Source organism: Lysobacter zhanggongensis (assembly GCF_046638635.1).
GTDB lineage: Bacteria > Pseudomonadota > Gammaproteobacteria > Xanthomonadales > Xanthomonadaceae > Novilysobacter > Novilysobacter luteus.
The window spans coordinates 1-25370 of the sequence record NZ_JBJXHK010000006.1 but is presented as its reverse complement, the minus strand read 5'-3'; the positions used below and the strand labels follow the sequence as shown (position 1 = coordinate 25370).

21 protein-coding genes are annotated in these 25370 nt (G+C 70.6%); 13 read left to right on the top strand and 8 right to left on the bottom strand.

Annotated features, from left to right (window positions below; all coding sequences use genetic code 11):
- The first annotated feature begins 126 nt into the window (after positions 1 to 126).
- From ACKVMH_RS02140 to ACKVMH_RS02110, 7 genes are all read left to right on the top strand, one after another.
- Positions 127 to 1713 (top strand): M48 family metalloprotease, encoded by a 1587-nt coding sequence (locus tag ACKVMH_RS02140; protein WP_412699092.1) that lies wholly within the window; start codon positions 127 to 129, stop codon positions 1711 to 1713.
- Positions 1714 to 1845: 132 nt separating this feature from the next.
- Positions 1846 to 2553, top strand: a complete 708-nt coding sequence (gene phoB, locus ACKVMH_RS02135; protein ID WP_412699067.1) for a phosphate regulon transcriptional regulator PhoB — start codon at positions 1846 to 1848, stop codon at positions 2551 to 2553.
- 16 nt (positions 2554 to 2569) lie between these two features.
- On the top strand, positions 2570 to 3934 hold the full coding sequence (gene phoR, locus ACKVMH_RS02130) for a phosphate regulon sensor histidine kinase PhoR (RefSeq protein ID WP_412699066.1): 1365 nt from the start codon (positions 2570 to 2572) through the stop codon (positions 3932 to 3934).
- A gap of 13 nt (positions 3935 to 3947) precedes the next feature.
- Positions 3948 to 6077 (top strand): polyphosphate kinase 1, encoded by a 2130-nt coding sequence (ppk1, locus tag ACKVMH_RS02125; protein WP_412699065.1) that lies wholly within the window; start codon positions 3948 to 3950, stop codon positions 6075 to 6077.
- Positions 6074 to 7621, top strand: coding sequence for a Ppx/GppA phosphatase family protein (locus ACKVMH_RS02120; protein ID WP_412699064.1), 1548 nt, complete (start codon positions 6074 to 6076; stop codon positions 7619 to 7621). Before ppk1 ends, ACKVMH_RS02120 begins: the two co-directional genes overlap by 4 nt.
- A gap of 93 nt (positions 7622 to 7714) precedes the next feature.
- Positions 7715 to 8842 (top strand): glycosyltransferase family 4 protein, encoded by a 1128-nt coding sequence (locus ACKVMH_RS02115; protein ID WP_412699063.1) that lies wholly within the window; start codon positions 7715 to 7717, stop codon positions 8840 to 8842.
- Complete coding sequence (locus ACKVMH_RS02110) at positions 8839 to 9390, top strand: phosphatase PAP2 family protein (RefSeq protein ID WP_412699062.1); 552 nt, start codon at positions 8839 to 8841, stop codon at positions 9388 to 9390. Before ACKVMH_RS02115 ends, ACKVMH_RS02110 begins: the two co-directional genes overlap by 4 nt.
- Before the next feature lie 5 nt (positions 9391 to 9395).
- Here ACKVMH_RS02110 and creD read toward each other — a convergent pair whose 3' ends face one another.
- The 4 genes from creD to ACKVMH_RS02090 form a co-directional block, all read right to left on the bottom strand.
- The gene (creD, locus tag ACKVMH_RS02105; protein WP_412699061.1) at positions 9396 to 10736 is read right to left on the bottom strand and encodes a cell envelope integrity protein CreD; all 1341 of its coding nucleotides are present in this window, start codon (positions 10734 to 10736) and stop codon (positions 9396 to 9398) included.
- Between the two features lie 91 nt (positions 10737 to 10827).
- Positions 10828 to 12255, bottom strand: a complete 1428-nt coding sequence (gene creC / locus ACKVMH_RS02100) for a two-component system sensor histidine kinase CreC (protein ID WP_412699060.1) — start codon at positions 12253 to 12255, stop codon at positions 10828 to 10830.
- On the bottom strand, positions 12252 to 12944 hold the full coding sequence (gene creB / locus ACKVMH_RS02095; RefSeq protein ID WP_412699059.1) for a two-component system response regulator CreB: 693 nt from the start codon (positions 12942 to 12944) through the stop codon (positions 12252 to 12254). Before creB ends, creC begins: the two co-directional genes overlap by 4 nt.
- An 82-nt stretch (positions 12945 to 13026) precedes the next feature.
- A complete protein-coding gene (locus ACKVMH_RS02090; protein ID WP_412699058.1) occupies positions 13027 to 13674 on the bottom strand; it encodes a GNAT family N-acetyltransferase in 648 nt (215 codons plus the stop codon).
- Between the two features lie 174 nt (positions 13675 to 13848).
- Here ACKVMH_RS02090 and ACKVMH_RS02085 point away from each other — a divergent pair, with 174 nt between their 5' ends.
- Positions 13849 to 14706 (top strand): 23S rRNA (adenine(2030)-N(6))-methyltransferase RlmJ, encoded by an 858-nt coding sequence (locus ACKVMH_RS02085; RefSeq protein WP_412699057.1) that lies wholly within the window; start codon positions 13849 to 13851, stop codon positions 14704 to 14706.
- 59 nt (positions 14707 to 14765) lie between these two features.
- Here the strand turns inward: ACKVMH_RS02085 and ACKVMH_RS02080 are convergent, their stop codons facing one another.
- Complete coding sequence (locus ACKVMH_RS02080; RefSeq protein WP_412699056.1) at positions 14766 to 15674, bottom strand: cation diffusion facilitator family transporter; 909 nt, start codon at positions 15672 to 15674, stop codon at positions 14766 to 14768.
- A 141-nt stretch (positions 15675 to 15815) separates the two neighbouring features.
- On the opposite strand from ACKVMH_RS02080, the gene ACKVMH_RS02075 reads away from it, so the two are divergent.
- The 5 genes from ACKVMH_RS02075 to ACKVMH_RS02055 all read left to right on the top strand — a co-directional run bounded on the left by ACKVMH_RS02075 (position 15816) and on the right by ACKVMH_RS02055 (position 21584).
- Entirely contained in the window at positions 15816 to 16361 is a 546-nt protein-coding gene (locus ACKVMH_RS02075) for a GNAT family N-acetyltransferase (RefSeq protein WP_215218403.1), read from the top strand.
- 79 nt (positions 16362 to 16440) lie between these two features.
- On the top strand, positions 16441 to 19962 hold the full coding sequence (gene mfd, locus ACKVMH_RS02070; protein WP_412699055.1) for a transcription-repair coupling factor: 3522 nt from the start codon (positions 16441 to 16443) through the stop codon (positions 19960 to 19962).
- An 88-nt stretch (positions 19963 to 20050) separates the two neighbouring features.
- Entirely contained in the window at positions 20051 to 20581 is a 531-nt protein-coding gene (locus ACKVMH_RS02065; protein WP_412699054.1) for a phosphoglycerate mutase family protein, read from the top strand.
- A 63-nt stretch (positions 20582 to 20644) separates the two neighbouring features.
- Entirely contained in the window at positions 20645 to 21022 is a 378-nt protein-coding gene (locus ACKVMH_RS02060; protein WP_215218406.1) for a hypothetical protein, read from the top strand.
- Positions 21023 to 21134: 112 nt separating this feature from the next.
- The gene (locus ACKVMH_RS02055) at positions 21135 to 21584 is read left to right on the top strand and encodes a hypothetical protein (protein ID WP_215218407.1); all 450 of its coding nucleotides are present in this window, start codon (positions 21135 to 21137) and stop codon (positions 21582 to 21584) included.
- Between the two features lie 31 nt (positions 21585 to 21615).
- Here the strand turns inward: ACKVMH_RS02055 and ACKVMH_RS02050 are convergent, their stop codons facing one another.
- The 3 genes from ACKVMH_RS02050 to ACKVMH_RS02040 all read right to left on the bottom strand — a co-directional run bounded on the left by ACKVMH_RS02050 (position 21616) and on the right by ACKVMH_RS02040 (position 25289).
- Entirely contained in the window at positions 21616 to 22473 is an 858-nt protein-coding gene (locus tag ACKVMH_RS02050; protein ID WP_412699091.1) for a pirin family protein, read from the bottom strand.
- 133 nt (positions 22474 to 22606) lie between these two features.
- Positions 22607 to 24763 (bottom strand): bifunctional 23S rRNA (guanine(2069)-N(7))-methyltransferase RlmK/23S rRNA (guanine(2445)-N(2))-methyltransferase RlmL, encoded by a 2157-nt coding sequence (gene rlmKL, locus ACKVMH_RS02045; protein ID WP_412699053.1) that lies wholly within the window; start codon positions 24761 to 24763, stop codon positions 22607 to 22609.
- A gap of 1 nt (position 24764) precedes the next feature.
- Positions 24765 to 25289, bottom strand: a complete 525-nt coding sequence (locus ACKVMH_RS02040) for an alpha/beta family hydrolase (RefSeq protein WP_412699052.1) — start codon at positions 25287 to 25289, stop codon at positions 24765 to 24767.
- Between the last annotated feature and the right edge of the window lie 81 nt (positions 25290 to 25370).

The following is a 25370-nucleotide window of genomic DNA, read 5'->3' as shown; positions in this document are numbered from 1 at the left end:
CGCACTGAAGTGGGGTCGACCGTCCGGTTTTTCCACGGTCGCCGGCCGCCCTCGCGATTAACTGCATGTTCACGCCTGCGGCCCGGCCGCCCTGCATCCTGCGGGAACCCGGCGCCCGCCCTGGAGATTCCGTTGCGTCGCATCCTCCCGCTCACCGCCGCCGTCACTTTCGCCCTGGCCAGCCTGGGCGCACCGGCCCAGGAGTCCTCGCTGCCCGACATCGGCTCGTCGGCGGGGCAACTGCTCACGCCCCACCAGCAGGAGCAGTACGGCGCGATGATGCTGGCGCAGCTGCGCCACTACGACTACCTGCTCGAAGACCCGCTGGTGGACGGCTGGCTCGACAGCCTCGGTGCCCGCCTGGCCGCCAACAGCGACCTGCCGCGACAGCCCTTCACCTTTTTCATGATGGGCGACCGGCAGATCAACGCCTTCGCCACCCTCGGCGGCTACATCGGCGTCAACGCGGGCCTGGTGCTGGCGGCCGAACGCGAGGACGAGGTCGCGGCGGTGATGTCGCACGAGATCGCCCACGTCACCCAGGAACACGTGCTGCGCGGCGTCGAGCGCGCCCAGCGCGACCAGGTCCCGATCCTGTTGGCGATGCTGGGCGCCGTGGTGCTGGCGCAGTCCGCCGGCGGCAACTCCAGCGACGACGCCGCGCAGGCCGCGATCGTGTCGGCGATGGGCCTGGCCCAGCAGCGGCAGATCAACTACACCCGCTCCAACGAGCACGAAGCCGACCGGCTTGGCATCCAGACGCTCGCGCGCAGCCATTACGACACCGATGCGATGGCGGACTTCTTCGGCACCATGCTGACGCGTTCGCGCGCCAACGCCGCCGGCGCCTACGACACCCCCGACTACCTGATGACCCACCCGGTCACCACCACGCGCATCAGCGAAGCCAAGTCCCGCGCCGAGCAGCTGGCAAGGTCGCCGGGCGGATTCAGCGTCGGCCCGCGTACCAGCGACAACCCGCTGCTGCCCGGCGGCCTGGTGATCGGTGGCGATGCGCTGCAGTCGGGCGGCACCGGCCAGTTCGAGCTGGCCCGCGAGCGCCTGCGCGTCTTGAGCGCGGACACCCCACCGGCCGCGGTGCGCGAATACCAGCAGATGGCCGCCACCGGTCCGCTGACCGAAGCGCAGCAGTACGGCCTGGCCATCGCGCAGCTGCGCGCCAACGAGCCCGGGGCAGCGGTCGCCGGGCTGACACGGTTGCTCGCGCGCCGGCCGGGCGATCTGTGGGTCGCGCTTGGCCTGGCAGAGGCCGAGTCACGCAGTGGCGACCGCAAAGCGGCCGACGCCCGCTTTGCCGAACTGTTGCAGCGTGCGCCGGGCAACCGCGCCATCGTGCTGACGTACGCGCGGGTGCTGTCGGAGCGCAATACGGTCGACGCCGGCAAACGCGCCCAGGCGGTGTTGCGCCCGCTGATGGCGCGCTCGGCCGAAGACCCCGAGTTCCAGCGGACATTTGCCCGTGCCAGCGAGATCGCCGGCGAACCGATCCGCGCCGGCGAGGCTTATGCCGAGGCGACGCTGCTCAGTGGTCGTGCCGAGCAGGCACTGGTCCAGCTCAACACCCTGAAGAAACGCCCGGAGGTGGACTATTACGCCCGCCAGCGGATCGAGGCGCGGATCGCCCAGATCACCCCGATGGTGCTCGAGCTGCACCGCCAGGGCATCCACGACAAGGTGCTGGACCGCCGCTGAGTCGGGCTGCGCGCATGTGACGGTTCCGCGGCGCCTGTCACCGCCGTGTCATAAAACGGTAGTGTACTGGGGCGGCCTCGGACCCCGGCCGCGCGCCGCTCCGAGATGGCTCCGTACCACTCCCGGTGACCCGTGCACAAACGCATCCTGATTGTCGAAGACGAACCCGCGATCCGCGACATGGTGGCGTTCGCCCTGCGCAAGGGCGAATACGAGCCGGTCCACGCCGGCGATTCCCGCGAGGCCCAGGCGGCGATCGCCGACCGCGTGCCGGACCTGATCCTGCTGGACTGGATGCTTCCCGGCACCAGCGGCCTAGAACTGGCCCGGCGCTGGCGCAAGGAACCGCTTACCCGCGAGGTGCCGATCATCATGCTGACCGCGCGCGGCGAGGAGAACGACCGTGTCGGCGGGCTCGAGGCGGGCGTCGACGACTATGTCGTCAAGCCGTTCTCCGCGCGCGAGCTGCTGGCGCGCATCCGCGCCGTGCTGCGACGCTCGCGCGAGGACGACGAGGACGGCAGTATCGCGTCGGGCGCACTGCGCATCGACGGCGCCGCACACCGGGTGTTCGCCCGCGGCGCCAGCGGCGACGAGCCGGTGCAGATCGGACCGACGGAGTACCGCCTGCTGCACTTCTTCATGACCCACCCCGAGCGCGTCTACTCACGCGCGCAACTGCTGGACCATGTGTGGGGCGGCAGCGTGTACGTCGAGGAACGCACGGTCGACGTGCACATCCGGCGCCTGCGCAAGACACTGGAGCCGCACCTGCTCGACGGCATGATCCAGACCGTGCGCGGCGCCGGCTACCGGTTCTCGGCCTCGGCCTCGGCCTGACCCCGATACTGCCGCCATGCCACCCCATGCCCGCTCCGCCTGGCTTCGCACCCTCGGCCTGCTGGCCCTGTGCATGGCGGCCGCCGCGCTGCTGGGCCTGGCGGTCGGGCACCCGTGGCCGGTGGTCACGCTGGCCGCGTTCGGCGTGCTGGGCTGGCACTACTGGCGCCTGCGGCGCGTGCTGCAGCGCCTGACCGCCCGGCGCCGGTTGCCGCCACCTTCGGGCGAGGGCGTGTGGAACGAGCTGGACCGCCTGCTCCACCGCAGCCAGGCCGAGATGCGCGGACGCAAGCGGCGGCTGGTGGAAATGCTGCGTGCCTACCGCGCCGTGGCGGCCGCCCTGCCCGATGCGGTCGTCGTGGTCGACCGCAACAGCCAGCGGGTCCAGTGGTTCAACCAGGCGTCCGGGCCGCTGCTGGGACTGCGCTACCCGGGGGACCTCGGCGTTCCGCTGGTACAGCGCCTGCAGCCGCTGCCACTCGCCCACTGGCTCGCTGGCGGGCGCAATGCCGAGCCGCTGGAGACACCGTCCCCGCTGGACCCTGCGGTCACCCTGAGCATGCGGTTGATCCCGTACTCGGAAAACCTCTGGCTGCTGGTCGCGCGCGACGTCAGCCGCCTGCTGCAGCTGGAGCAGATGCGGCGCGACTTCGTCGCCAATGTCTCCCACGAGTTGCGCACCCCGCTGACCGTGGTGCACGGCTACCTCGACCTCATCGACGATGGCCAGTACCCCGAGCTCACGCCGATGCTGGCCGAGATGCAACGCCAGTCGCAGCGCATGGCACAGCTGGTCGAGGACCTGTTGACCCTGTCACGGCTGGAGTCCCAGGACGGGCTGCCGGCGGAGGAACCCGTGGCGATGGCGCCGATGTTGAGCACGTTGCGTCGCGAGGCGCTCGCGCTCAGCCAGGGCCAGCACGGCATCACGATCGAGGACAGCGCAGGAGTCGACCTCGTCGGCTCGGGCAAGGAGCTCCACAGCGCGTTCTCCAACCTGGTGGCAAACGCGATCCGGTACACACCGGCCGGTGGCGAGGTCACGGTGCGGTTCCGCGCCGACGGTCCCGCCAACCCGCAGGGCGTGGTGCTGGAAGTGAGCGATACCGGCTACGGCATCCCCGCCGCGCACCTGCCGCGCATCACCGAGCGCTTTTACCGGGTTTCCACCAGCCGCTCGCGCGAGTCGGGCGGGACCGGCCTGGGGCTGGCGATCGTCAAGCACGTGCTGCAGTTGCACCGGGCCCGGCTCGAAATCACCAGCGAAGTGGGCCGGGGCAGTATCTTTGCCTGTCACTTCAGCCGCGACCGCGTGCGTCGGCGGGACGAACCGGGGGCATCCAGCCCGCCCGGCGCGGACCCCGCCGCAGCGCGCGCATGAGGGAAGCAGGACGATGAACCGCTCCAGGGAACTCGACCCCACCGGGCACGCACCGCTCGATGCGGGCCTGTATACCGACGCGCCGGCCGCCGACCCGCTGCGCGACCCGTCGCTGTACTCCAACCGCGAGCTGTCGCAGCTGGACTTCAACTTCCGCGTGCTCGCCCAGGCGCAGGATCCGCAGGTCCCGCTGCTCGAGCGGCTGCGCTACCTGTGCATCAGTTGCACCAACCTCGACGAGTTCTTCGAGATCCGCGCCGGCACCCTGCGCCACGCGCAGGACCTGGGCCTGGTGGCGGGGCCGGACGGTCTGGCACCGTCGGCGGTGCTCGCGCGCATCCACGACCGCGCGGCCGAGCTGGTCGACGCCCAGTACGAGTGCTGGAACAAGGTGCTGAGGCCCGCGCTCAACCAGGCGGGCGTGCGGGTGCTGGCGCGCGACAACTGGAACCCGCGCCAGGCCGAATGGCTGCGCGGCTACTTCCGCGACGAGATCATGCCGGTGCTGTCGCCCTTGGGCCTCGACCCGGCGCACCCGTTCCCGAAGATCCTCAACAAGTCGCTCAACATCGTGGTGGTGGTCAGCGGTCGTGATGCCTTCGGTCGCGACGGCAACCTCGCCATCGTGCGCGCGCCGCGCTCGTTGCCGCGCATCATCCAGGTCCCCGAGGAGGTCAGCGGGGGGCCGACCGACTTCGTGTTCCTGTCGGCGGTGCTGTCGGCCTTCGTCGATGAACTGTTCCCGGGCATGCAGGTCAAGGGCGCGTACCAGTTCCGGGTCACCCGCAATTCCGAGCTGCTGGTGGACGAGGAGGAGGTCGACAACATCGCCCTCGCCCTGCGTGACGAGCTGGTGGGGCGCGGTTACCTGCGCGCCGTACGGCTGGAGATTGCCGACCACTGTCCCGAGCCGATCGTCCGCACCCTGCTCGAGAACTTCGACCTCACCGAGAACGCGGTCTACCGGATCAACGGCCCGGTCAACCTCAACCGCGCGGTGCAGGTGTACGACCTGGTCCAGCGCGCCGACCTGAAGTTCCCGCCGTTCCAGCCCCGCCCGCTGGCCGGCATCGACACGATGTTCGAGACCGTGTCGCGCGGCGACGTACTGCTCCACCACCCGTTCGACGCGTTCACCCCCGTGCTCGAACTGCTGCGCCAGGCCGCCGACGACCCGAGCGTGCTCGCGATCAAGCAGACCCTGTACCGCTCCGGCAAGGACTCGCAGATCGTCGACGCGCTGGTCCAGGCCGCGCGCAAGGGCAAGGACGTGACGGTGGTGGTGGAGCTGCGCGCGCGCTTCGACGAGGAGGCCAACCTGGGCTTCGCCGACCGCCTGCAGGAGGCCGGGGTGCAGGTGGTGTACGGCGTGGTCGGCTACAAGACCCACGCCAAGATGTTGCTGATCGTCCGCCGTGAAGGCCGGGTGCTGCGCCGCTACGTGCACCTGGGCACCGGCAACTACCACGCCGGCACGGCCCGCCAGTACACCGACCTCGGGCTGATCACCGCACACCCCGACATCGGCAACGACGTCCACCTGATCTTCCAGCAGCTCTCCGGGCTGGCACCGCAGTTGCAGCTCAAGTGCCTGCTGCAGTCGCCGTTCACCCTGCATGGCGGCGTGCTGCGGCGGATCGAGCGCGAGATCGCGCACGCGCTGGACGGCCGTCCGGCGCGCATCGTCGCCAAGATGAACGCCCTCAACGAGGAGCGCGTGATCCGCGCGCTCTACCGCGCATCGCAGGCCGGGGTGCAGATCGACCTCATCGTGCGTGGGGCCTGCACCCTGCGGGCCGGCGTGCCGGGCGTGAGCGAGAACATCCGCGTGCGTTCGATCGTGGGCCGCTTCCTCGAGCACAGCCGGGTCTACTGGTTCGGCAACGACGGCGAGCCTGAACTGTTCTGCGCCAGTGCCGACTGGCTCGAGCGCAACCTGTTGAGGCGGGTCGAGACCTGCTTCCCGATCCTCGACCCGGCGGTGGCCGCGCGCATCCGCGAGGAAGCGCTCGACAATTACCTGGGCGACAACCTCAACGCCTGGCTGTTGCAGCCCGACGGGCAGTACCTGCCGGCAGCGCGCGCAGAGGGCGCCGAGCCCCACTCGGCGCAGGCGTGCCTGCTGGCGAAACTGTGCGCATGACCGGTACGCCATTGCCCGGCGACGACTTCCCGACCTCGGCGCTGTCGCTGCGCGACGGCGACCTGCTGGCCGCGGTGGACCTGGGTTCCAATAGCTTCCACATGGTGGTGGCGCAGTACCTGCTCGGCCAGTTGCGCGTGGTCGACCGGCTGCGTGAGCAGGTGCGCCTGGCCGAAGGACTGGACGGGCGCGGCGGGTTGTCGGCCGAAGTCCGCACACGCGCGTTCGAATGCCTGTCGCGCTTCGGCCAGCGCATCCGCGACATCCCACCACAGCAGATCCGAGCCATCGCCACCAACACGGTGCGGCGGCTGTCCGCGCCGCAGTCGTTCCTGATGCCCGCCGAAAGCGCGCTTGGACACGCCATCGAAGTGGTATCCGGCCGTGAGGAGGCGCGCCTGGTCTACCTGGGCGTGGCCCACGCGCAGCCGTCCCGGCCCGACGAGTTGCGCCTGGTGATCGACATCGGCGGTGGCTCGACCGAGTGCATCATCGGCAGCGGATTCGAGGCCATCGAGCGCGAAAGCCTGCAGCTGGGCTGCGTGGCCACCACGCGCCGATACTTCGGCGACGGCAAGCTCACCCCGCGCCGTTGGCAGGAGGCGCTGACCGAGGTGACCGCCGAGTTCCAGCAGTTCGCTGCCGCCTACCGGGCGCTGGGCTGGGACGATGCGATCGGCTCTTCCGGTACCAACAAGGCCATCGGCGAAGTCTGCGCGGCGATGAAGCTCACCAAGGGCGCGGTGATCGCCGATGCATTGCCGCAGGTGCGCGATCGCCTGCTGGCGGCCGGGCGCATCGATGCGATCGATCTCCCCGGCCTGTCGGCCGACCGCCGGCCGGTGATCGCTGGCGGCCTGCTGATCCTCGAGGCGGCGTTCGATGCGCTGGGCCTGCAGCGGATGATGGTCAGCAAGGCGGCGATGCGCGAGGGCGTGCTGTACGACATGCTCGGCCGCGGCGGCGCGGATGACCCGCGCGACGCGTCGGTTGCCGCGTTGATGCTGCGCTACGGCATCGACAAGGCCCAGGCCGCGCGCGTGGAAGCCACCGCACTGCGGTTGTTCGACGACGTTGCCGAGGGTTGGCAACTCAGCGTCGATGACCGCCTGATGCTGTCGCGGGCCGCGCGCCTGCACGAGCTTGGCCTCACCATCGCCCACAGCCAGTACCAGGTGCACGGCGCCTACGTGGTCGAGCACACCGACATTTCCGGTTTCTCGCGCCAGCAGCAGCAGTTCCTCGCCGCGCTGGTGCGCACCCACCGCCGCAAGGTCCCCAAGTCCGCGTTCGACGCCCTGCCCGACCGCCTGCTGCCGTCCGTCCGCCACCTGTCCGCGCTGCTGCGGCTGGCCGTACTGATGCACCGCGCACACGAGGCCGACCCGATCCCGCGGCTGGAAGCACGTGCCGAAGGCGAGCGGTTGACGTTGACGTTGGACCGGCGCTGGCTGGCGGCGCGGCCGCTGCTCAATGCCGACCTCGACGGCGAGCCGGCCGACATGGCCGCACTCGGCGTGCGCCTGCGCGTCGCGGCGGACTGACCCCACCGCACCCAACCTGTCACCCGACGGTCATCCGGCTGCCATGGTGGTTTCATCCGGCCCGCGCATCCTCCGCGGAACCGGAGAACGCGCATGCGCTACGCGATCGTCACCGAGACCTATCCGCCCGAAGTGAACGGTGTGGCTTTGACCGTGCAGGCGTTCGAGGCCGGCCTGCGCGGGCGCGGCCACGAGGTCGACCTGGTCCGCCCGCACCATCGCGATGAGCGCCCGGGCGGTACGGACGCGATGCTGGTGCGGGGCGCCGGGCTGCCACGCTACCCCGGCCTGCAGTTCGGACTGCCCGCCCGACGGCGGCTGCTTGCCCGTTGGCGCTCTCGTCGTCCCGATGCGGTCTATGTCGCCACCGAAGGCCCGCTCGGCTGGTCGGCGGTGACGGCCGCGCGCCGGCTTGGCATCCCCGTCGCCAGCGGATTCCACACCCGGTTCGACCACTACATGCGCGACTACGGCGCACGCTGGCTTGAACCGGCCGCCCTCGCCTGGATGCGGCGGTTCCACAACCGCACGCAGGCCACGCTGGTGCCGACGCGGGAGCTGGCCGACGAACTCGGCGCGCGCGGTTTCGCCCAGGTGCGCCGGTTGCCGCGAGGCATCGATATCGCGCGCTTCGACCCGGCCCATCGCGACGACGGCCTGCGCCGCGAGTGGGGCATTGCCGGGCCCGGACTTGTGGTGATCCATGTCGGGCGGATCGCCGCGGAGAAAAACCTCGATCTCGCCGTGCGTGCCTTCCGCCGCCTCCAGTCGGAACGCCCCGATGCGCGCTTTGTCTGGGTGGGTGACGGCCCGGCACGTACCGCACTGGCGGACGCGAATCCCGACTTCGTGTTCCGTGGCGTGCAACGCGACGACGCGCTGGCCCGGCATTTCGCCAGCGCCGACCTGTTCCTGTTCCCCAGCCTGAGCGAGACCTTCGGCAACGTGACACTGGAAGCCATGGCCAGTGGCCTGCCCATCGTCGCCTACGACTACGGGGCCGCGCGCGAGCACCTGCGCGACGCCGTCCCCACCGCGGTGGTGCCGGTGGGCGACGAAGCGGCGTTCATCGACGCCACCCTGCATCTGGCCACCGATGACGCGGCACGCGTCGCGGTCGCCCGCGCCGTCCGACCGGCCACCGCCGCGCTGCACCCGGGTCGGTTGGCGGCCGATTTCGACGCGATGTTGCAGGCCCTCGCCGAGGAGGCGCGGCGATGAACCGCAGTCCATGGCACCAGCGGCTGGCGCTGGGTGAATCGAGCTGGTGCCTGCGCGCCAACCGCATCTGCGCGCGGCATCCGTCGCGGGCGTACTTCGCGCTGGTCAGTCGGCTCGGCGACGGGGCGTTCTGGTACGTGCTGATGGCCGCGATGGTCGTCTTCGATAGCTGGCGCGGGTTGGCCGCGTCGGCCCACCTGGCCTTGACCGGCGCGATCGCGCTGGCGCTCTACAAGTTGCTCAAGCGCTGGACCCGGCGACCGCGGCCATTCGCCTCCGACCGTCGGATCCGGGCCTGGGTCGCGCCGCTGGACGAGTTCAGTTTCCCGTCCGGCCACACGCTGCATGCGGTGGCCTTCAGCCTCGTCGCGGCGGCCCACTACCCGGTCCTGGCCTGGTTGCTGGCGCCCTTCACGGTGAGCGTCGCGGCGTCGCGGGTCGTCCTCGGGCTGCACTATCCGAGCGACGTGCTGGCCGCCGGCGCGATCGGAACCGCGCTGGCGGGGTTGTCGCTGTGGCTGGCACCGACGGTGCCAGCCATCGCCTAGCCGCTTCAGGGCGCGCGCGCGGTCCGCACCGTTCCACCCAGCTGGTACCAGTCGACCTTGCGGGTCACCGCCATCAGCGCCGCCAGGATCACGAACAGCAATCCGGCCCCGAGCACCAGTGCGTTGTCCTCCGACACCAGCAACCCGTAGAGGCTGGCGTACAGCGTCGACAGCATCGCCGCGAACCCCAGCGCCCGCACCACGCTGCGCAACACCGCGCTCAGGTAGAAGGTGATCAGCCCGATGCACGCCACCGCGGCGGCCAGGTACGACCAGCCGAATGCGAAGTGCTCCCCAAGGCTCAACAACAGCAGGAAGAAGATCGCCAGCGCCAGACCGACCAGCCCGTACTGGATCGGGTGGATCGGCAACTGCTTGACCAGCTCGAAGATGAAGAAGCCGACGAAGGTGAGCAGCACGAACAGCACGCCGTACTTGGTCGCGCGGTCGGTCTTGGCGTAGGCATCGACCGGGTCCACCAGCGCGATGCCCACCGCATCGCGCATCGCCGCGGACGAGGCAGCGCCGTCATGGTCGCCCGGATCCAGCAGGTACTCGCGGGCGTTGCTGGCCAGGCCGGGAATGCTCCACTCGGCCCGGAAGCCGCTGGCGTCGATGTCGCGGCGGCGTGGCGAGCTGCCCATGAAGCTCGGGTGCGGCCACGTCGACGCCAGGGTGATCGTGTTCTCGTCGGCAACCGGCAACAGCGACAGCCGCTCGGTGCCGGCCAGCACGAAGTCCAGTCGCGTCTCAAGCCGGGGCGCGCGGCCGGGCGCGAGCGCGTCCAGGCGTACGTGGACGCCCTCGCCCGCGCGGTAGCCCTGTCCGGGGGCGAGCGTGCGCCGGCGTCCGCCGACCTGCAGTACCGGCGCGCCGACCAGTCCGCGGACGTCGCCAATCGCGTAGCTCAGGTAGGGCTCGCCGACATGGCGCGCCGCGGCCGGGCCCGGGTCCGCCGGGATGTCGACCTCGAACTGCGCCCTCGCGCTGCCGGTCCACTCGTACACGCGCACCTGGTGGAGGTTGCGACGCCGCACGTCCGGCTTGAGGTCGCCGTCGACCGCCAGCGTCGTCGGGAAGAACGTCCAGGCGTCCTCGCGCACCCGCGTCGCGGTGCGCACCACGCCCTGCGCGTCGGCCTCCTCCACTTGGACCACCTGCCGGTACGGCACCACCAGAACGGGCCCGGCGAAGGACTGCGCGCCGCCGTGGCTGGCAGCGACATCGCGGACCACCTGCTGGCGGTACTGCTGCCGCTCGTGCACGACGCCGCGGACCATCGCCAGCGGCACCAGGATCGCAAGCGTCATCCCGAACACCACGATCATCTTCATCCAAAGTCGCATCTCCCACCCTCCGTCATGGCAATGCCGGCAGGATCGGGACAGCGCGTGCGGGGACGAAGGCGCCCGGGTGAAGCGGGTGCGAAGTGGTGCGCTACACCGCCGGCAGCACGAGGCGTGCAACCGCGCCGCCGCCGTCGCGGTTCGCCAGCGTTGGCGCACCCCCGTGCAGCGCGGCGACCTCGGCGACGAAGCACAGGCCCAGCCCGCTGCTGCGGCTGCCCCCCAACGGCCGCGGCAACGAGTAGAACCGCTCGAACACGCGCGGCAATGCGTAGTCGGGCACGCCTGGTCCCTCGTCGCACACCTCGACCACCACGTCCGACCCGCGGCGGTGTACGCCGAGTTCGACCACGCTGCGGTCGGGCGCGAAATCCAGCGCGTTGTCGACCAGGTTGGCCAGCGCCTGCCGCAACAGGAACCGGTCGCCGGACACGCGCGCCGTCGCATCCGCATCCAGGCGGAGCTCCACCCGTCGCCGTGCCAGCCGCGGTGCACTGGATTCCACCACCTCGCCGGCCAGCTCGACCAGGTCGACGGTTTCCGGACGCTCGATGCGCTGGCGGTGCTCGACCGCGGCAAGGGCGAGCAGCTTGTCGATCATCTGCGCAAGCCGCTCACTCTGGACCAGGATGCTGCCGGCGAACCGCGCCCGGTCGGACTCGGGCAAGGGGGTTTCGAGCAGTTCGGCGCTGCCACGTATGGCGGCCAGCGGTCCCTTCATCTCGTGGGTCAGCGCGTGGACGTACTGCTCCACGTACTGCTTGCCTTCAAGCCGCGCGCGCATCGTCTCCAGCGCGTCGCCGAGTTCGCCGAACTCCCCGGCCGCCCGGGGTGGGCTGGCCCGCTCGCCGGCGGTCACCGCGTGCGCGTAGCGGCGCAGCCCGCCGAGCTGGCGCGCCAGCCACCAGGCCGCGAACAGCCCGACCAGCAACGCGGCGCCCATCAGCACCGCGCCCCAGCGGAGGATCACGCCCTCGCTGCGATCGATGAACGGCTGCAGCGCACGATTCGGCTTGGCGACTGTCAGCACGCCGGCAATCGTGCCCTGCCCGTCGCGGATCGGCGCGGCGACATGCATGACGGTGGAGTCCGGGTCCTCTGGCGTTGCCGCGGTCGAGCGCGCCCCGTATTCGCCGCGCAGGGTCAGGTAGACATCGTTCCAGCGTGAGTAGTCTGCGCCCATCGCCTCGCCGGTACTGTCGAACACGACGATGCCCCGTGCGTCGGTGACGTAGACGCGGTAGCTGCTGCCACGCTTGTCGAAGCCCCAGATATCCGCGCCGAAGTCGCGCCCGGCCAGCGCGCGCACGCGACGGGCGAAGCTGCCGTCGTCGATGCGTCCGGCCAGGAAGTCGTCGGTCGCCAGCTCGGCCAGGAGGTTGGCGGTGTCGACCAGGGTGTCCTCCATTGCCTGCCGCACCCCCGGCTTGACCTCCTCGACGAACACCCGGGCCAGCAGCAGCGCGGCGAGGGCCACGATCAGGAAATAACCCAGGAATATGCGCAGGCCGATCTTCAAGTGGCACCGCCGTCGGGATCGATCGAGTAGCCCAGCCCGCGGTGCGTGCGGATCGGGTCCGCATCGGGCGCAATGGCATGGAGCTTGGCCCGGACCGTCTTGACGTGGGTGTCGACCGTGCGGTCCCCGCTGTCGGGCGCATCGCCCCAGACCCGGTCCATGAGCTGCGCACGCGACAGCACGGCGCCGGGGCGGCGCAGCAGTGCGGCCAGCACCCCGTACTCATAGCGGGTCAGCTCGAGCAGGCGGCCGTGGTAACGGATGCGACGCCCGTCTGCATCATGTTCGAAACCCGCGCAGGAGGTTCCCGTGCCGGCTTCGGCGCCATTACCGGCGCGTCGCAGCACCACCCGCACGCGGGTGGCCAGCTCGCGCGGCGAGAACGGCTTGGTGACGTAGTCGTCGGCCCCGATCTCGAGGCCGAGGATGCGGTCGGCCTCGGCGCCCTGCGCGGTCAGGAAGATCACCGGCAGCGTGCCGTCGCGACGCAACTCGCGGCATAGCGCGAATCCGCCGATGTCCGGCAGGCCCACGTCGAGCACCGCCAGGTCGAACGGCTCCGCGCAGGCAAGGCGGAGCGCCTCGCCGCCGGTCAGGCAGTGGACCGCCTCGAAACCGTCCGCGCGCAACGCGTACAGCACGGTGTCGGCGATCGCCGGCTCGTCTTCGACCAGGAGGATGCGGGGCATGCGGGGGTCCGGAGTTGCGGGAGTCCGGTGCCGAGCATAGCCGCGTGCCTGCGTGCGGCGCCGACGGAAGATTGGCCCGGAGTCAGCGCGTCCGTTCGAGTGGCCGCAGCCAGGCGGTCAGCGTGTGCATCACCTCGCCCTCATCGGGTTCGGGCCACGGCATGCTGACGCGGATCGACGCATGCGGGGCGTAGCCGCGCTTGCGCCAGAACCCGACGCTGTCGCGACCGAACGGTGGACGCCGCGGGTGGGTGTCGGGCCGATCGACCGCCAGCAACGCGGTGTAGTCGAACCCGGACAGGCCCCGCGCGTGCGATTCGCGCTCGTCGAAGAACCGGTGCCCGATGCCCCGGCCTCGCCACGGCGCGGCGAGCATCGACTCCCGGCACAGGAAGATCCGCCCCGGGTCCATGCCGGCCGCCTCGAACGGTGCCCGCACGGCCTCGTGCTCATCGACCAGCGGCAATCCGGTCGACGCCCCGACCAGCGCGTCACCATCGAATGCCAGCACGGCGACGCTGCGCCACGAGGCCACGCACGGGGCCAGCTGGGCGGCGGCCTGGTCGAACGCGCCGGCGAAGAGGCACGGCCACTCACGCATCACCTGCAGGCGCAACCGCGCGATCGCGTCGCGATGGATGGCGATGGCCGAGCCGACCGCCAGCCGGACCTCGGGCGCGCGCGCGGCCGGGTGGTCGTGTCCCCGGCCGGCAACGGTGAGTGGTGTCATGGACGGTGGCATCGTTTCCCCCTGTGGCTGGACGGCACCCGGGCGCGTCGTGTCCCGGGTGACACCCGGTTTCCAACGCGATCCCCACCGCCGCGCGGCCGTTCCAGGGCCGCGGAGCGAGCGTCCCACCCCCAGGCGCACTGCACAAGCCTCGCGCAGGCTACCCTTGCGCCGATGAATTACCGCCACGCCTTCCATGCCGGCAACCATGCCGACGTCCTCAAGCACGTCACGCTGCTGGCGCTGTGCGATGCGCTGACCGCCAAGCCGACGCCACTGTTCGCACTGGACACCCATGCCGGCCGCGGCCTGTACGCGCTGGACAGTGCCTCTGCGCAGCGCACCGGCGAGGCCGAGGGCGGCATCGGGCGGCTGATGGCGGAGGCGCCCAAGCACCCGGCCATTGCCCGCTACCTGTCCGCGGTGCGTGCCTGCCGGGCCGAACACGGCAATGCCAGCTATCCCGGCTCGCCCTGGCTGCTCGGGCACGCGTTGCGGGAGCAGGACCGCATCGCCGCGTGCGAACTGATGCCCGAGGAGGCCACGCAGCTGGCGGCCAATTTCGCTGCCGACCCGCGCGTGGCCGCGCACACCCGCGACGGCTACGCGGCGATGAAGGCACTGCTGCCGCCGCGCATCGGCACGACACGGTTCGCCCGCGGCCTGGTCCTGATCGACCCGCCGTACGAGGCGCAACTGGAGGAATTCGACACGATCATCGGCGCCCTGCGCGACGCGCTGGTCCGGTGGCCGCAGGGCACGTACGCGGTGTGGTATCCGATCAAGCGGCGCCGCTCGCTGCTGCCGTTCTTCCGGCGTGCGACCACGCTGCCGGCCAAAGGCGTGCTACTGGCCGAGCTGATGGTCCACCCCGACGACTCGCCCCTGCGCATGAACGGCAGCGGCATGCTGCTGGTCAACCCGCCGTGGCAGCTGGACCAGACCCTGCAGTCGGCGCTGCCATTGCTGCAGCGCGCGATCGGGGAGGCCGGCGCCGCGTCGCGGACCGAATGGTTGAAGCGGCCGGCCTGAACGCGTCCGCCTGAGGCACGGCTGCCTGACGCGCCGCCTATACGGGCGCGTCGGCCGGGTCAGCGCACCACGTCGGGTTCGAAGAAACTCCAGCGCACTTCCGGGAACGCCTGCTTCATCGCTTTCTCGACGACGTTGATCTCGGCGACCGCGGCCTCCATGTCACGGGTCTCGCGCATCCTGACTTTCACCGACACCATCGCCTCGTTGCCCAGTTGGAGGGTGATCAGGTTGAACACCTCGGCGATCTCCGGGCGCCCGTCGAGGAATTGCTTGATCTGGGCCTGCCGTTCGGGGTCGACGCTCTGGCCGATCAGCATCGCCTTGACCTCGATGGCGACGAACACCGCCACCACGATCAGCAGCGCGCCGATGCCGATGGTGCCGATCGCGTCCCAGGTCGGGTCGCCGGTGATCATGGTCACCACCACCGCGACCAGGGCGAACGTCAGGCCCAGCAGCGCCGCCAGGTCCTCGCCGAAGATCACCACCAGCTCGGCCTGCCGGCTCTCGCGGAACCAGCGCCACATGCTGCGCTCGCCGCGGGACTTGTTGACCTCCTGGATGCAGGTCCGCATCGAGATCCCTTCGACGATGATGCCGAAGCTCAGCACGGCCACCGCCCACCACAGGCTGCTGCCCGGCTCGACATGCTCGGCCTGCAGCTTGTGGATGCCCTCGTAGAGCGAAAACATGCCGCCCACGGTGAAGAGCATCACCGCGACCAGGAACGACCAGAAGTAGATGGCCTTGCCGTACCCCAGCGGATACTCCGGCGAGGGGGGCGCCTTGGCCTGCTTGAGGCCCAGCAGCAGCAGGCCCTGGTTGCCGCAGTCCGCCAGCGAGTGGACGGTCTCGGCGAGCATCGCGCTCGAGCCGGTAAAGAACGCCGCCACTCCCTTGGCCACGGCGATCGCGAAGTTGGCACCAAGCGCGTAATAGATCGCGCGTGTGGAGTTGCCGGCCATGACTCGTTCCGTGATTGAAGGCGGCGCGAGTCTAGCACCGGGTTCCGTGTGGGCCGGGTGGGTTGGAATCCCGCAACGCGTTACCTCGCCGTGAGCGCGGAATGAAGAAGGGCCAACGGGGGCCTATGCCAATATCGCCCCATGGCCACGCGCGAACGCCTCCCCCCTTGGCACGAACGTCAACGCCTGCCCAACGGCCGCGAGGTGCTGATCCGACCGATCCGCCCCGAGGATGCCGGACCGTTGCGGGCAGGTTTTGCCCTGTTGCAACCCGAGGAAGTGCGACAGCGCTTCCTCAGTTCGATGCGCGAGTTGCCGGCCGAGACGGCCGAGCGCTTCACCCGGATCAACCCCAAGAACGAGTTCGCCCTGGTCGCGGCCGAGCCGTTGCCGCCGGGCGAGGCGCTGGTGGGCGCGGTGGCGCGGATCGTGGTCGACCCCGACGGCCGCGCTGGCGAGTTCGCCATCCTGGTCAGCCACTACATCGCCGACATGGGCCTGGGTCGCTACCTGATGACCCGGCTGGTGAAGTGGGCCAAGGGCAAGAAGCTGGAGCGGATCTACGGCGACGTGTTCGAGCACAACCACCCGATGCTGGCGCTGGCCGAGTCGCTCGGGTTCGAGCGTGAGTCGCACGAGAACGCGTTGATCCGGTTGGTCCTGCAGCTCAAACCGTCGGCTGCGTAGCGGTGGCGCAACACCGCTGATGCCAGGTGTCCCCGCGCCGGTCGGGCCGCGGTCCGGCATCGGCTAAAATCGGGGCCTCATGCAAGCCCCCCGCCCCCCCCGACTTCCGTCCCCGCCGCTGCCCAGGGCCGGCCAGCAGCGCGCCTGGTGGCGTGCGCCGGCTTCGCCATCGGCGCTCGCCCACCACCTCGTCGAAGCGGCCACCGCCCACGACGGCCCGCTGCTGGTCGTCGCGCGCGACAACCATGCCGCCCAGCAGCTCGAGTCGGACCTGCACTCGCTGCTGGCTGGCGCACCGGCCGACGGTGGGTTGCCGATAGTGCATTTCCCGGACTGGGAAACGCTGCCCTACGATCACTTCAGCCCGCACCCCGAAATCGTCAGCCAGCGCCTGGCCGCGCTGCACCGGTTACCGACCCTCAAGCGCGGCATCGTGGTCGTGCCGGTGCAGACGCTGCTGCAGCGGCTGGCGCCGCTGCGCCACATCGTCGGCGGCAGTTTCGACGTCCGGGTCGGTGAGCGGCTGGACCTCGACGCCGAGAAGCGGCGGCTGGAATCGGCCGGCTACCGCCACGTCCCGCAGGTGCTGGACCCGGGCGACTTCGCGGTGCGCGGCGGCCTGCTCGACGTCTACCCGATGGGCGCAGACCAGCCGTTCCGCGTCGAACTGCTGGACGATGAGATCGACACCATCCGCGGCTTCGACCCCGAGAGCCAGCGCTCGCTCGACAGGATCGAGGCGGTGCACCTGCTGCCCGGCCGCGAGGTCCCGCTCGACGAGGCCTCGCTGAAGCGTGCGCTGGATGCGCTGCGCGACCGGTTCGACCTCGACACCCGCCGCAGCGCGCTCTACCAGGACCTCAAGGCGGGCATCGCCCCGGCCGGCATCGAGTACTACCTGCCGCTTTTCTTCGACGACGAACGGGGCCGCGAGCCCACCAGCCTGCTGTTCGACTACTTCGATGCGAGCGCCTTGCCGGTGATCGGCGACGGCGCGCTGGAGGCGGCCGAGCAGTTCTGGAAACACACCGGCGAGCGCTACGAGCAGCGCCGCCACGACGTCGAGCGCCCGCTGCTGCCGCCGGAGGCGCTGTACCTGTCGCCCGATGCGCTGCGCGAGCGGCTCAACCAGGCGGCCCGGATCGAGGTCTGCGGCGAAGGCCATCCGCAGCGCGAGCGCGCCGAGCCGCTGGGCAGCCAGCCCGCGCCGTCGCTGCCGCTGGTCGCGCGCGACCACGCCCCGGCCGACGCACTCAAGTCCTTCCTGCGCAGCTACCCCGGCCGGGTACTGGTGGCGGCCGACTCGCCTGGCCGCCGCGAGGCGCTGCTCGAGATCCTGGCGTCCGCCGGTCTGCAGCCCGTGGTGCTGCCGGACTTCCGTACCTTCCTCGAGCGCGCACTGGGAGGCTCCGGCGCGCCCAAGGAGATGCTGTCCATCGCGGTGGCACCGCTGGAGGACGGCTTCGCCCTCGACGTCCCGCAGCTCACCGTGCTCACCGAGCGCCAGTTGTTCCCCGAACGTGCGGGCCAGCCACGTCGCCGCAAGCGCGCCGGGCGCGAACCCGAGGCGATCATCCGCGACCTCGGCGAACTGGCCGAAGGCGCGCCGATCGTCCATGAGGACCATGGCGTCGGCCGCTACCGCGGCCTGGTCACGCTCGAAGCCGGCGGCGAGAAGAACGAGTACGTCGAGATCGAGTACGCCAAGGGCGATCGGCTGTACGTGCCGGTCGGCCAGTTGCACCTGATCAACCGCTACTCCGGCGCCTCGCCGGAGACGGCGCCACTGCACAGCCTGGGCGGAGAGCAGTGGACCCGCGCCAAGAAGAAGGCACAGGAGAAGGTCCGCGACGTCGCCGCAGAACTGCTGGAGATCCAGGCCAAGCGCCAGGCCCGCGCCGGCCTGGCGATCGAGGTCGACCGCGCGATGTACGAGCCGTTCGCGGCCGCGTTCCCGTTCGAGGAGACCCCCGACCAACACGCTGCGATCGAGGCCGTGCTGCGCGACCTGCAGTCGAGCCAGCCGATGGACCGGGTGGTGTGCGGCGATGTCGGCTTCGGCAAGACCGAAGTCGCGGTGCGTGCGGCGTTCGCGACCGCGATCGCCGGCAAGCAGGTCGCCGTGCTGGTCCCGACCACGCTGCTGGCCGAGCAGCACTACCGCAATTTCCGCGACCGCTTCGCCGACTGGCCGCTCAAGGTGGAGGTGCTGTCGCGCTTCAAGACGGCCAAGGAGATCAAGGCCGAACTGGAGAAGGCCGCCGAAGGCACGCTCGACGTCATCGTCGGCACCCACCGTCTGCTGCAGAAGGACGTGCGTTTCAAGAACCTCGGCCTCGTGATCGTCGACGAGGAGCAGCGCTTCGGCGTCCGCCAGAAGGAAGCGCTGAAGGCCTTGCGCGCCAATGTCCACCTGCTGACCCTGACCGCTACGCCGATCCCACGCACGCTCAACATGGCGATGGCCGGCCTGCGCGACCTGAGCATCATCGCCACCCCGCCCGCGCACCGGCTGGCGGTGCAGACCTTCGTCGTGCCGTGGGACGACAGCCAGCTGCGCGAAGCGTTCCAGCGCGAGCTCGCCCGCGGCGGCCAGGTGTACTTCCTGCACAACGATGTCGAGAGCATCGGCCGCATGCACCGCGAACTGCAGGAACTGGTGCCCGAGGCGCGCATCGGCGTCGCCCACGGCCAGATGCCCGAGCGCGAGCTGGAGCGGGTGATGCTCGACTTCCACAAGCAGCGTTTCAACGTGCTGCTGTCGACCACCATCATCGAGTCGGGCATCGATATCCCCAACGCCAACACGATCATCATCAACCGCGCCGACCGGTTCGGACTGGCGCAGCTGCACCAGTTGCGCGGTCGCGTGGGCCGCAGCCACCACCGCGCCTACGCCTACCTGGTGGTGCCCGACCACCGCTCGATCACCGCCGACGCGAAGAAACGGCTCGATGCCATTGCGGCGATGGATGAACTGGGCGCCGGCTTCACCCTGGCCACCCACGACCTGGAGATCCGCGGCGCCGGCGAGCTGCTGGGCGAGGACCAGAGCGGGCAGATGGCCGAGGTTGGCTTCAGCCTCTACACCGAGTTGCTGGAGCGCGCGGTCCGGTCGATCAAGCGCGGCGAACTTCCCGACGTGGACGCCACCGAAGCGCGCGGCGCCGAGGTCGAGTTGCACGTCCCGGCACTGATCCCCGAGGACTATCTGCCCGACGTCCACACCCGCCTGACGCTGTACAAGCGCATCGCGGGCGCGCGCGACGCCGACGAGCTGCGCGAACTTCAGGTCGAGATGATCGACCGCTTCGGCCTGCTGCCCGACCCGGCGAAATACCTGTTCGCGATCGCCGACCTCAAGCTGCAGGCCACGGCCCTGGGCATCCGCAAGCTCGACATCGGCGAGAGCGGCGGGCGGATCCAGTTCGTCGAGAAGCCCAACGTCGACCCGATGGCGATCATCCGCCTGATCCAGGGCCAGCCCCGCCTCTACCGGATGGACGGTCCGGACAAATTGCGCCTGACGCTGGACCTGCCCGGTGCGCCGGAGCGGCTCAATGCGGCGCGCGGGCTGTTGACGGTGCTCGGCAAGGGCTAGCGCGACGCGGCTGGCGCGACTTCCGGCGCTGGACGCGCGCGCCTGATGCGTGCAGGGTTAATCGCACGCAAGCACCTACGGACCGCCCATGCACACCGGATTCCGCTTCGCCCTGCTCCTGTCGACGCTCGCGATCCTGGCCGGCTGCGCCAGTGGCGCCCGCGTCGCGGACGCCGGATCGGCGGTCACCTTCGTGGTGGTCCGCCACGCCGAAAAGGCCGCCGGCGATGCCGAGGACCCGCCGCTGACCGCCGAGGGCGAGGCACGCGCGCGGGCACTGGCCGACAGCCTGGCCGGCACCGACGTCGTCGCGGTGTACTCGACCGCGTTCCAGCGCACCCGCTCGACCGCCGCCCCCACCGCAGCGGCGCACGGTCTGGCGGTGACCACCTATGACGCCAAGCAACCGACCGACGCACTCGCGGCGACGCTCCGGCGCACCCACCGCTCCGGCACGGTGCTGGTGGTCGGCCACAGCAACACCGCCCCGGCGATCACCGCAGCGCTGTGCGGGTGCGACGTGGCGTCGATGACCGAGGCCGAATACGGGCGCCGGATGACCGTGCACTTCGACGACGACGGTGATGTCACCCTGCTGGTGGCGCCGCTGCCGCGGTGACGCCGTCATGGCATTCACAGCCCTCGCGCTAGCGTCGGCGGACCTTCCGACGACGGTGCCGCCATGTCCCGCAACCTGCTCCTGGCCTGCCTGATGGCCTCCACGCTCCCGGCCTGCGCCAGCGGCGGCGCCTCCGTCGCGCCGACCGGGCAACCCATCGTCATGCAGGTCGGCGAGCGCGTGGTGCTGCCGGACCGGTCGACCTTGCGCTACGTAGGGGTGACGGCCGATTCGCGCTGCCCGCCGGGTGTCCAGTGCATCCGTGCCGGCGATGCGGACGTGGCGTTCGAGCACACCCCCGATGGCGGCAGCGCCGCCGCGGTCACGCTCAATACACCCGAGGCGGCGTCGACGGTGGTCGCCGGCTGGCGGCTGCAGCTGCTTTCACTCGCGTTCGGCGAGGCGCCCGCGGCGACCGTGCAGGTCGATCCGGACCGCTAAGCCACTTTGCCCTATTCATCCGGAGCGCATTCGGACCTGTTTGTCAACGCCCCCGATCTGCTTTATGGTCAGAGCCGCAGCCATGTGTACGGCTGCGTACAGGGGGAATTCGATGAACAAGACGGCTCTTTGCCTGCCATTGTTGTTGCTGGCCGCCAGTGCGGCGCACGCGCAGGACGTGGCGGGCTGTCCTCAACTGCCTGCCGGCTCCGATCTGGTCTGGGAGCACCGGGCCACCGGCGATGCCGACTTCTGCCGCGCATTGCGTGCGGATGGGAGCGAAGCCTTCGGCCTCTACATCAGCCGCGAAGCGACGTTCGATCCAAAGCGCGCCAACCGGCAGGAAGCCGGCGCGATCGACGGCCGCGAAGTCCACTGGTACCGCGCCGAACTGGCCACCAAGCCGAACATCGAGGCACGCGAAACACTGCTGAAGCTCGACGACGGCCGGGTCGCCCATGTCTGGCTGCAGGCCGCCCCGGGCGCGCCGCTGCAGCAGGCGTTCGACATGGCTTCCGGGCTGCGTTTCGGCGCCGACCGCCAGGTCGCGGCCGGCCAGTAACCGGCACGACCGCGGGCTGAGGGGGCCGGTGTCAGAACCGGCCCTCCTGGTAGTCCACGAACGCCTGCATCAGTTCCTGCCGGGTGTTCATCACGAACGGACCGTGCCGCGCGACCGGCTCGCGCAGTGGCCGGCCGGCCACCAGCAGCACCCGGCTGTCGGCTGCCTGCGCCTGCAGGCGCACGAGCGGACCGCCTCCCAGCACCGCCAGTTGCGGCGCCTCCAGCACGCGCGCGCCCTCGTCCGCGCCGATCGACACCGCGCCCTCGAACACGTAGGCGAACGCATTGTGTCCGTCGGGGACGGCGTATTCCCAGGCCGTGCCGGCCGCCAGCGAAATGTCCAGGTAGACCGGCTCGGTCGCCGGCTGCGCGATCGGTCCGCGCACGTCGCCGATCCCGCCGGCCACGACCTTCACCGTGACACCTGCCGACGGCTGCAACTGCGGGATCCGCTCCGGTGCGAACTCCTGGTAACGCGGTTCGACCATCTTGTCGCGCGCCGGCAGGTTGACCCACAGCTGGAAGCCACGCATCCGGCCGGACTCCTGCTCGGGCATCTCCGAATGGACCAGCCCGCGGCCAGCCGTCATCCATTGCACGCTGCCAGGCACCAGCACGCCCTCGTTGCCGTGGTTGTCCTTGTGGCGCATGCGGCCGTCGAGCATGTAGGTCACCGTCTCGAAGCCACGGTGCGGATGGTCGGGGAAGCCGGCGAGATAGTCCTCCGGCCGGTCGGTGCCGAACTCGTCGAGCATCAGGAACGGATCGAGGTCCGGCAGTTGCGGCGTGCCGATCACCCGGGTCAGGCGCACTCCGGCGCCGTCGGACGCGGGCGTGCCGTGGACGGTGCGGTCCACGCGGGCGTAGCGGTCGGTCGAAGTGACCATGGTCGGCTCCTGCAGGGTCTTGCCCACAGGATGGTGGCGGGTCTCGCGCAACGCCAGCGGCAAGGGCGCAAGCCTGTGTTCCACCGTGTGAACGATGGAACCGCCGCCATCCGCTACCGCCCCGGGTCCGCCCTCAGCGCCTGACCAGCCGCCAACACCGGTGGATGCGGGCGTGGCGGGCGAAATCGGGCGGGATGGTGGCAGCGCTGATCTCCTCGAACCGGGCGAACTCGGCCACGGCGGCTTCGTCGAGCTTGAACCGCCGGAAATTGTTGGAGAAATACAGCACCCCGTCGGTCGACAGCCGGTCCACCGCGGCCCTCAGCAGGCGCACGTGCTCGGCCTGCACGTCGAAGTCGCCGGCGCGCTTGGAGTTGGAGAATGTCGGGGGGTCGCAGAACACCAGGTCGTACTCACCGCGGTCGGCCTCGAGCCAAGACACTGCGTCGGCCTGTACCAGCTTGTGGCGGGCACCACCAATGCCGTTTTCGGCGAGGTTGTCGGCGCACCACTGCAGGTAGGTCGCCGAGAGGTCGACGGTAGTGGTGGCTCGGGCGCGGCCGACCGCTGCCTGCACGGTGGCGGCGCCGGTGTAGCCGAACAGGTTGAGGAAGCGGGTGTCCTCGGCCTCCGCCGCAATGCGCAGGCGCAGCGGCCGGTGGTCGAGGAACAGGCCGGTGTCCAGGTAGTCGAACAGGTTGACCCGCAGCCGCGCGTCACCCTCGCGCACGACGATGAACTCGCCACGCTGGTCGAACCGGCCGTACTTGCTCCCACCTTTGCCGCGCGTCCGTGTTTTCAGTGCGACATGCTCACGCGGGACCTCGAAGACTTCCCGCGCGGCAGCCATCAATTCGTTGAGACGGCGGCGCTGCACGGGCTCCGGGATTTCCGCCGGCGCGGCGTACTCCTGCACGTGCAGGAAGGTGCGCGGGGTGGCTTCGTCCGTGGTGTAGACGTCGATCGCCGCGGCGTACTCGGGCAAGTCGGCGTCGTAGGCGCGGAAGCAGGCGACGTCCTCGCGCTGCCGCCACGGTTTGAGCCGGCGCAGGTTCCGGCGCAGGCGGTTGGCGACCATCTGCGCGCCGTCGCCCAGCGGTGCCTGCGCCCCGACGGGCGCCTCGCGGCGTGCGGGTGCGACCGGGTCGACCACGATCAACGTGCACTCGATCGCGCCGTTGAACAGCTGGTACTTCTTCTGGGCGCGCAGGCCGGTGGCGTGGGCCAGCTCGGCGTCGCCACACAGCAGGCTCGCACGCCAGCCGGGGACCGCGTTTCGAAGGCCGTCGCCCAGTGCGCGATACAGCGCGGGGTCGGCAGCGAGCCGGATGTCGTACGGCGGATTGCAGACCGCCAGCCCGCGTTCGGGCACCCCGTCGGCGAAGGTATCCGGGGCGAGCGAATCGACCCCGGCCACGCGCAGGTCGATCAGGCCGGCGAGCCCGGCCATGACCTCGTTGTCGCGCGCCACACGGGTGGCGTGCGGATCACTGTCGCGGCCGAAGAACGCCGGCCGCAGCGCGGCACGGCCGGCCTCCTCGCGCGCCAGCGCTTCGCTGCGCAGTCGTGCCCACGCCGCCTCGTCGAATCCCTTCCAGCGGGTTGGCGGGAAACCGCCGTGGCGCAACAGCCCCGGCGCCACGTCGGCGGCCATCAACGCACCCTCGATCAGCAGCGTGCCGCTGCCGCACATCGGGTCCAGCAGCGCACCGCCGTCCGCGTAAACCTGCGGCCAGCGCCCGCGCAGCAGCACCGCGGCGGCGAGGTTCTCCTTCAGTGGTGCCTCACCCTGTTGCTGGCGCCAGCCACGGCGGTGCAGCGGGCCGCCACCGAGATCGATCGAGACGATCGCGCGGCCCTTGCGGACGACCAGGTTCAGGCGCAGGTCCGGGTGTTCGACGTCGACATCGGGGCGCGCGCCGGTGGCGTCGCGCATGACGTCAACGACCGCATCCTTGACCCGCTGGGCGGCGTAGCGGGCATGGGTCAGTCCGTCGCCGGATACGTGCGCATCGACCGCGATGGTGTCGCCGTCGGCCAAGTGCTCCGGCCACGGCAGCGCGGCGACGCCCGCATACAGCGCGTGCTCGTCGGGGCAGTCGAACTCGGCGATCGGCCACAGCACGCGGCTGGCCACGCGCGACCAGAGCACCGCCTTCTGGGCGTCGACCAGCTCGCCTTCGACATTGACGCCGGCAATGGCGGCGGTGGCGCGTTTGCATCCCAGCGCGAGCAGCTCGTCGGCGAGCAGATATTCCAGGCCCTTGCCGCAACTTGCGAAGAATTTCATGTCAGAGCGCCGCCAGCAGTTGGCCGAACGCGTCGGCGCTGGCCTGCACGTGCCGGGACAGGCGATGGCCGTCGTCGACCATCAGCAGCCGCGCGCGGCGGCTGGCCGCCCAGGCGAGCACGTCGTCGGGCCGGCACAGGTCGTCGTCCCAGCCGTGGATGATCGAGGTGGGCACCGCTGCCGCATCCAGCGGGTGTGCGGCGTGCATGCGCACCGGCGGCGCCATGAGGAACAGGCCTGCCACGTTCACCTGCAACGACACGTGTCCCGAGATCCATGCGCCCAGGCTGGAGCCGGCCAGGACCAGCGGACCGCGCGCGGCCGCGGCGCTGGCCAGACCATGCAACCGGCGGATCCGTCCGGCGACGTCACCGAGGTCGCCGGCGTCCTGCATGGAGTCCAGGTCGGTGTAGTCGGGGCGTTCGCAGGTCCAGCCGAGCCGCTCGGCGGTCTCGGCCAGGGCGGTGACCTTGGTCGCGTCGGGGCCGCTCTCGAAACCGTGGGAAAGGATGCAGTGTCCGCGCATGGGGAGTCGCGCTCGGGAAAAGGTGTGGGCGGGCGTGGCCCGGACGCGCCGGGCCGGTCGCGGCAGGCGCGCGTGGCGGCC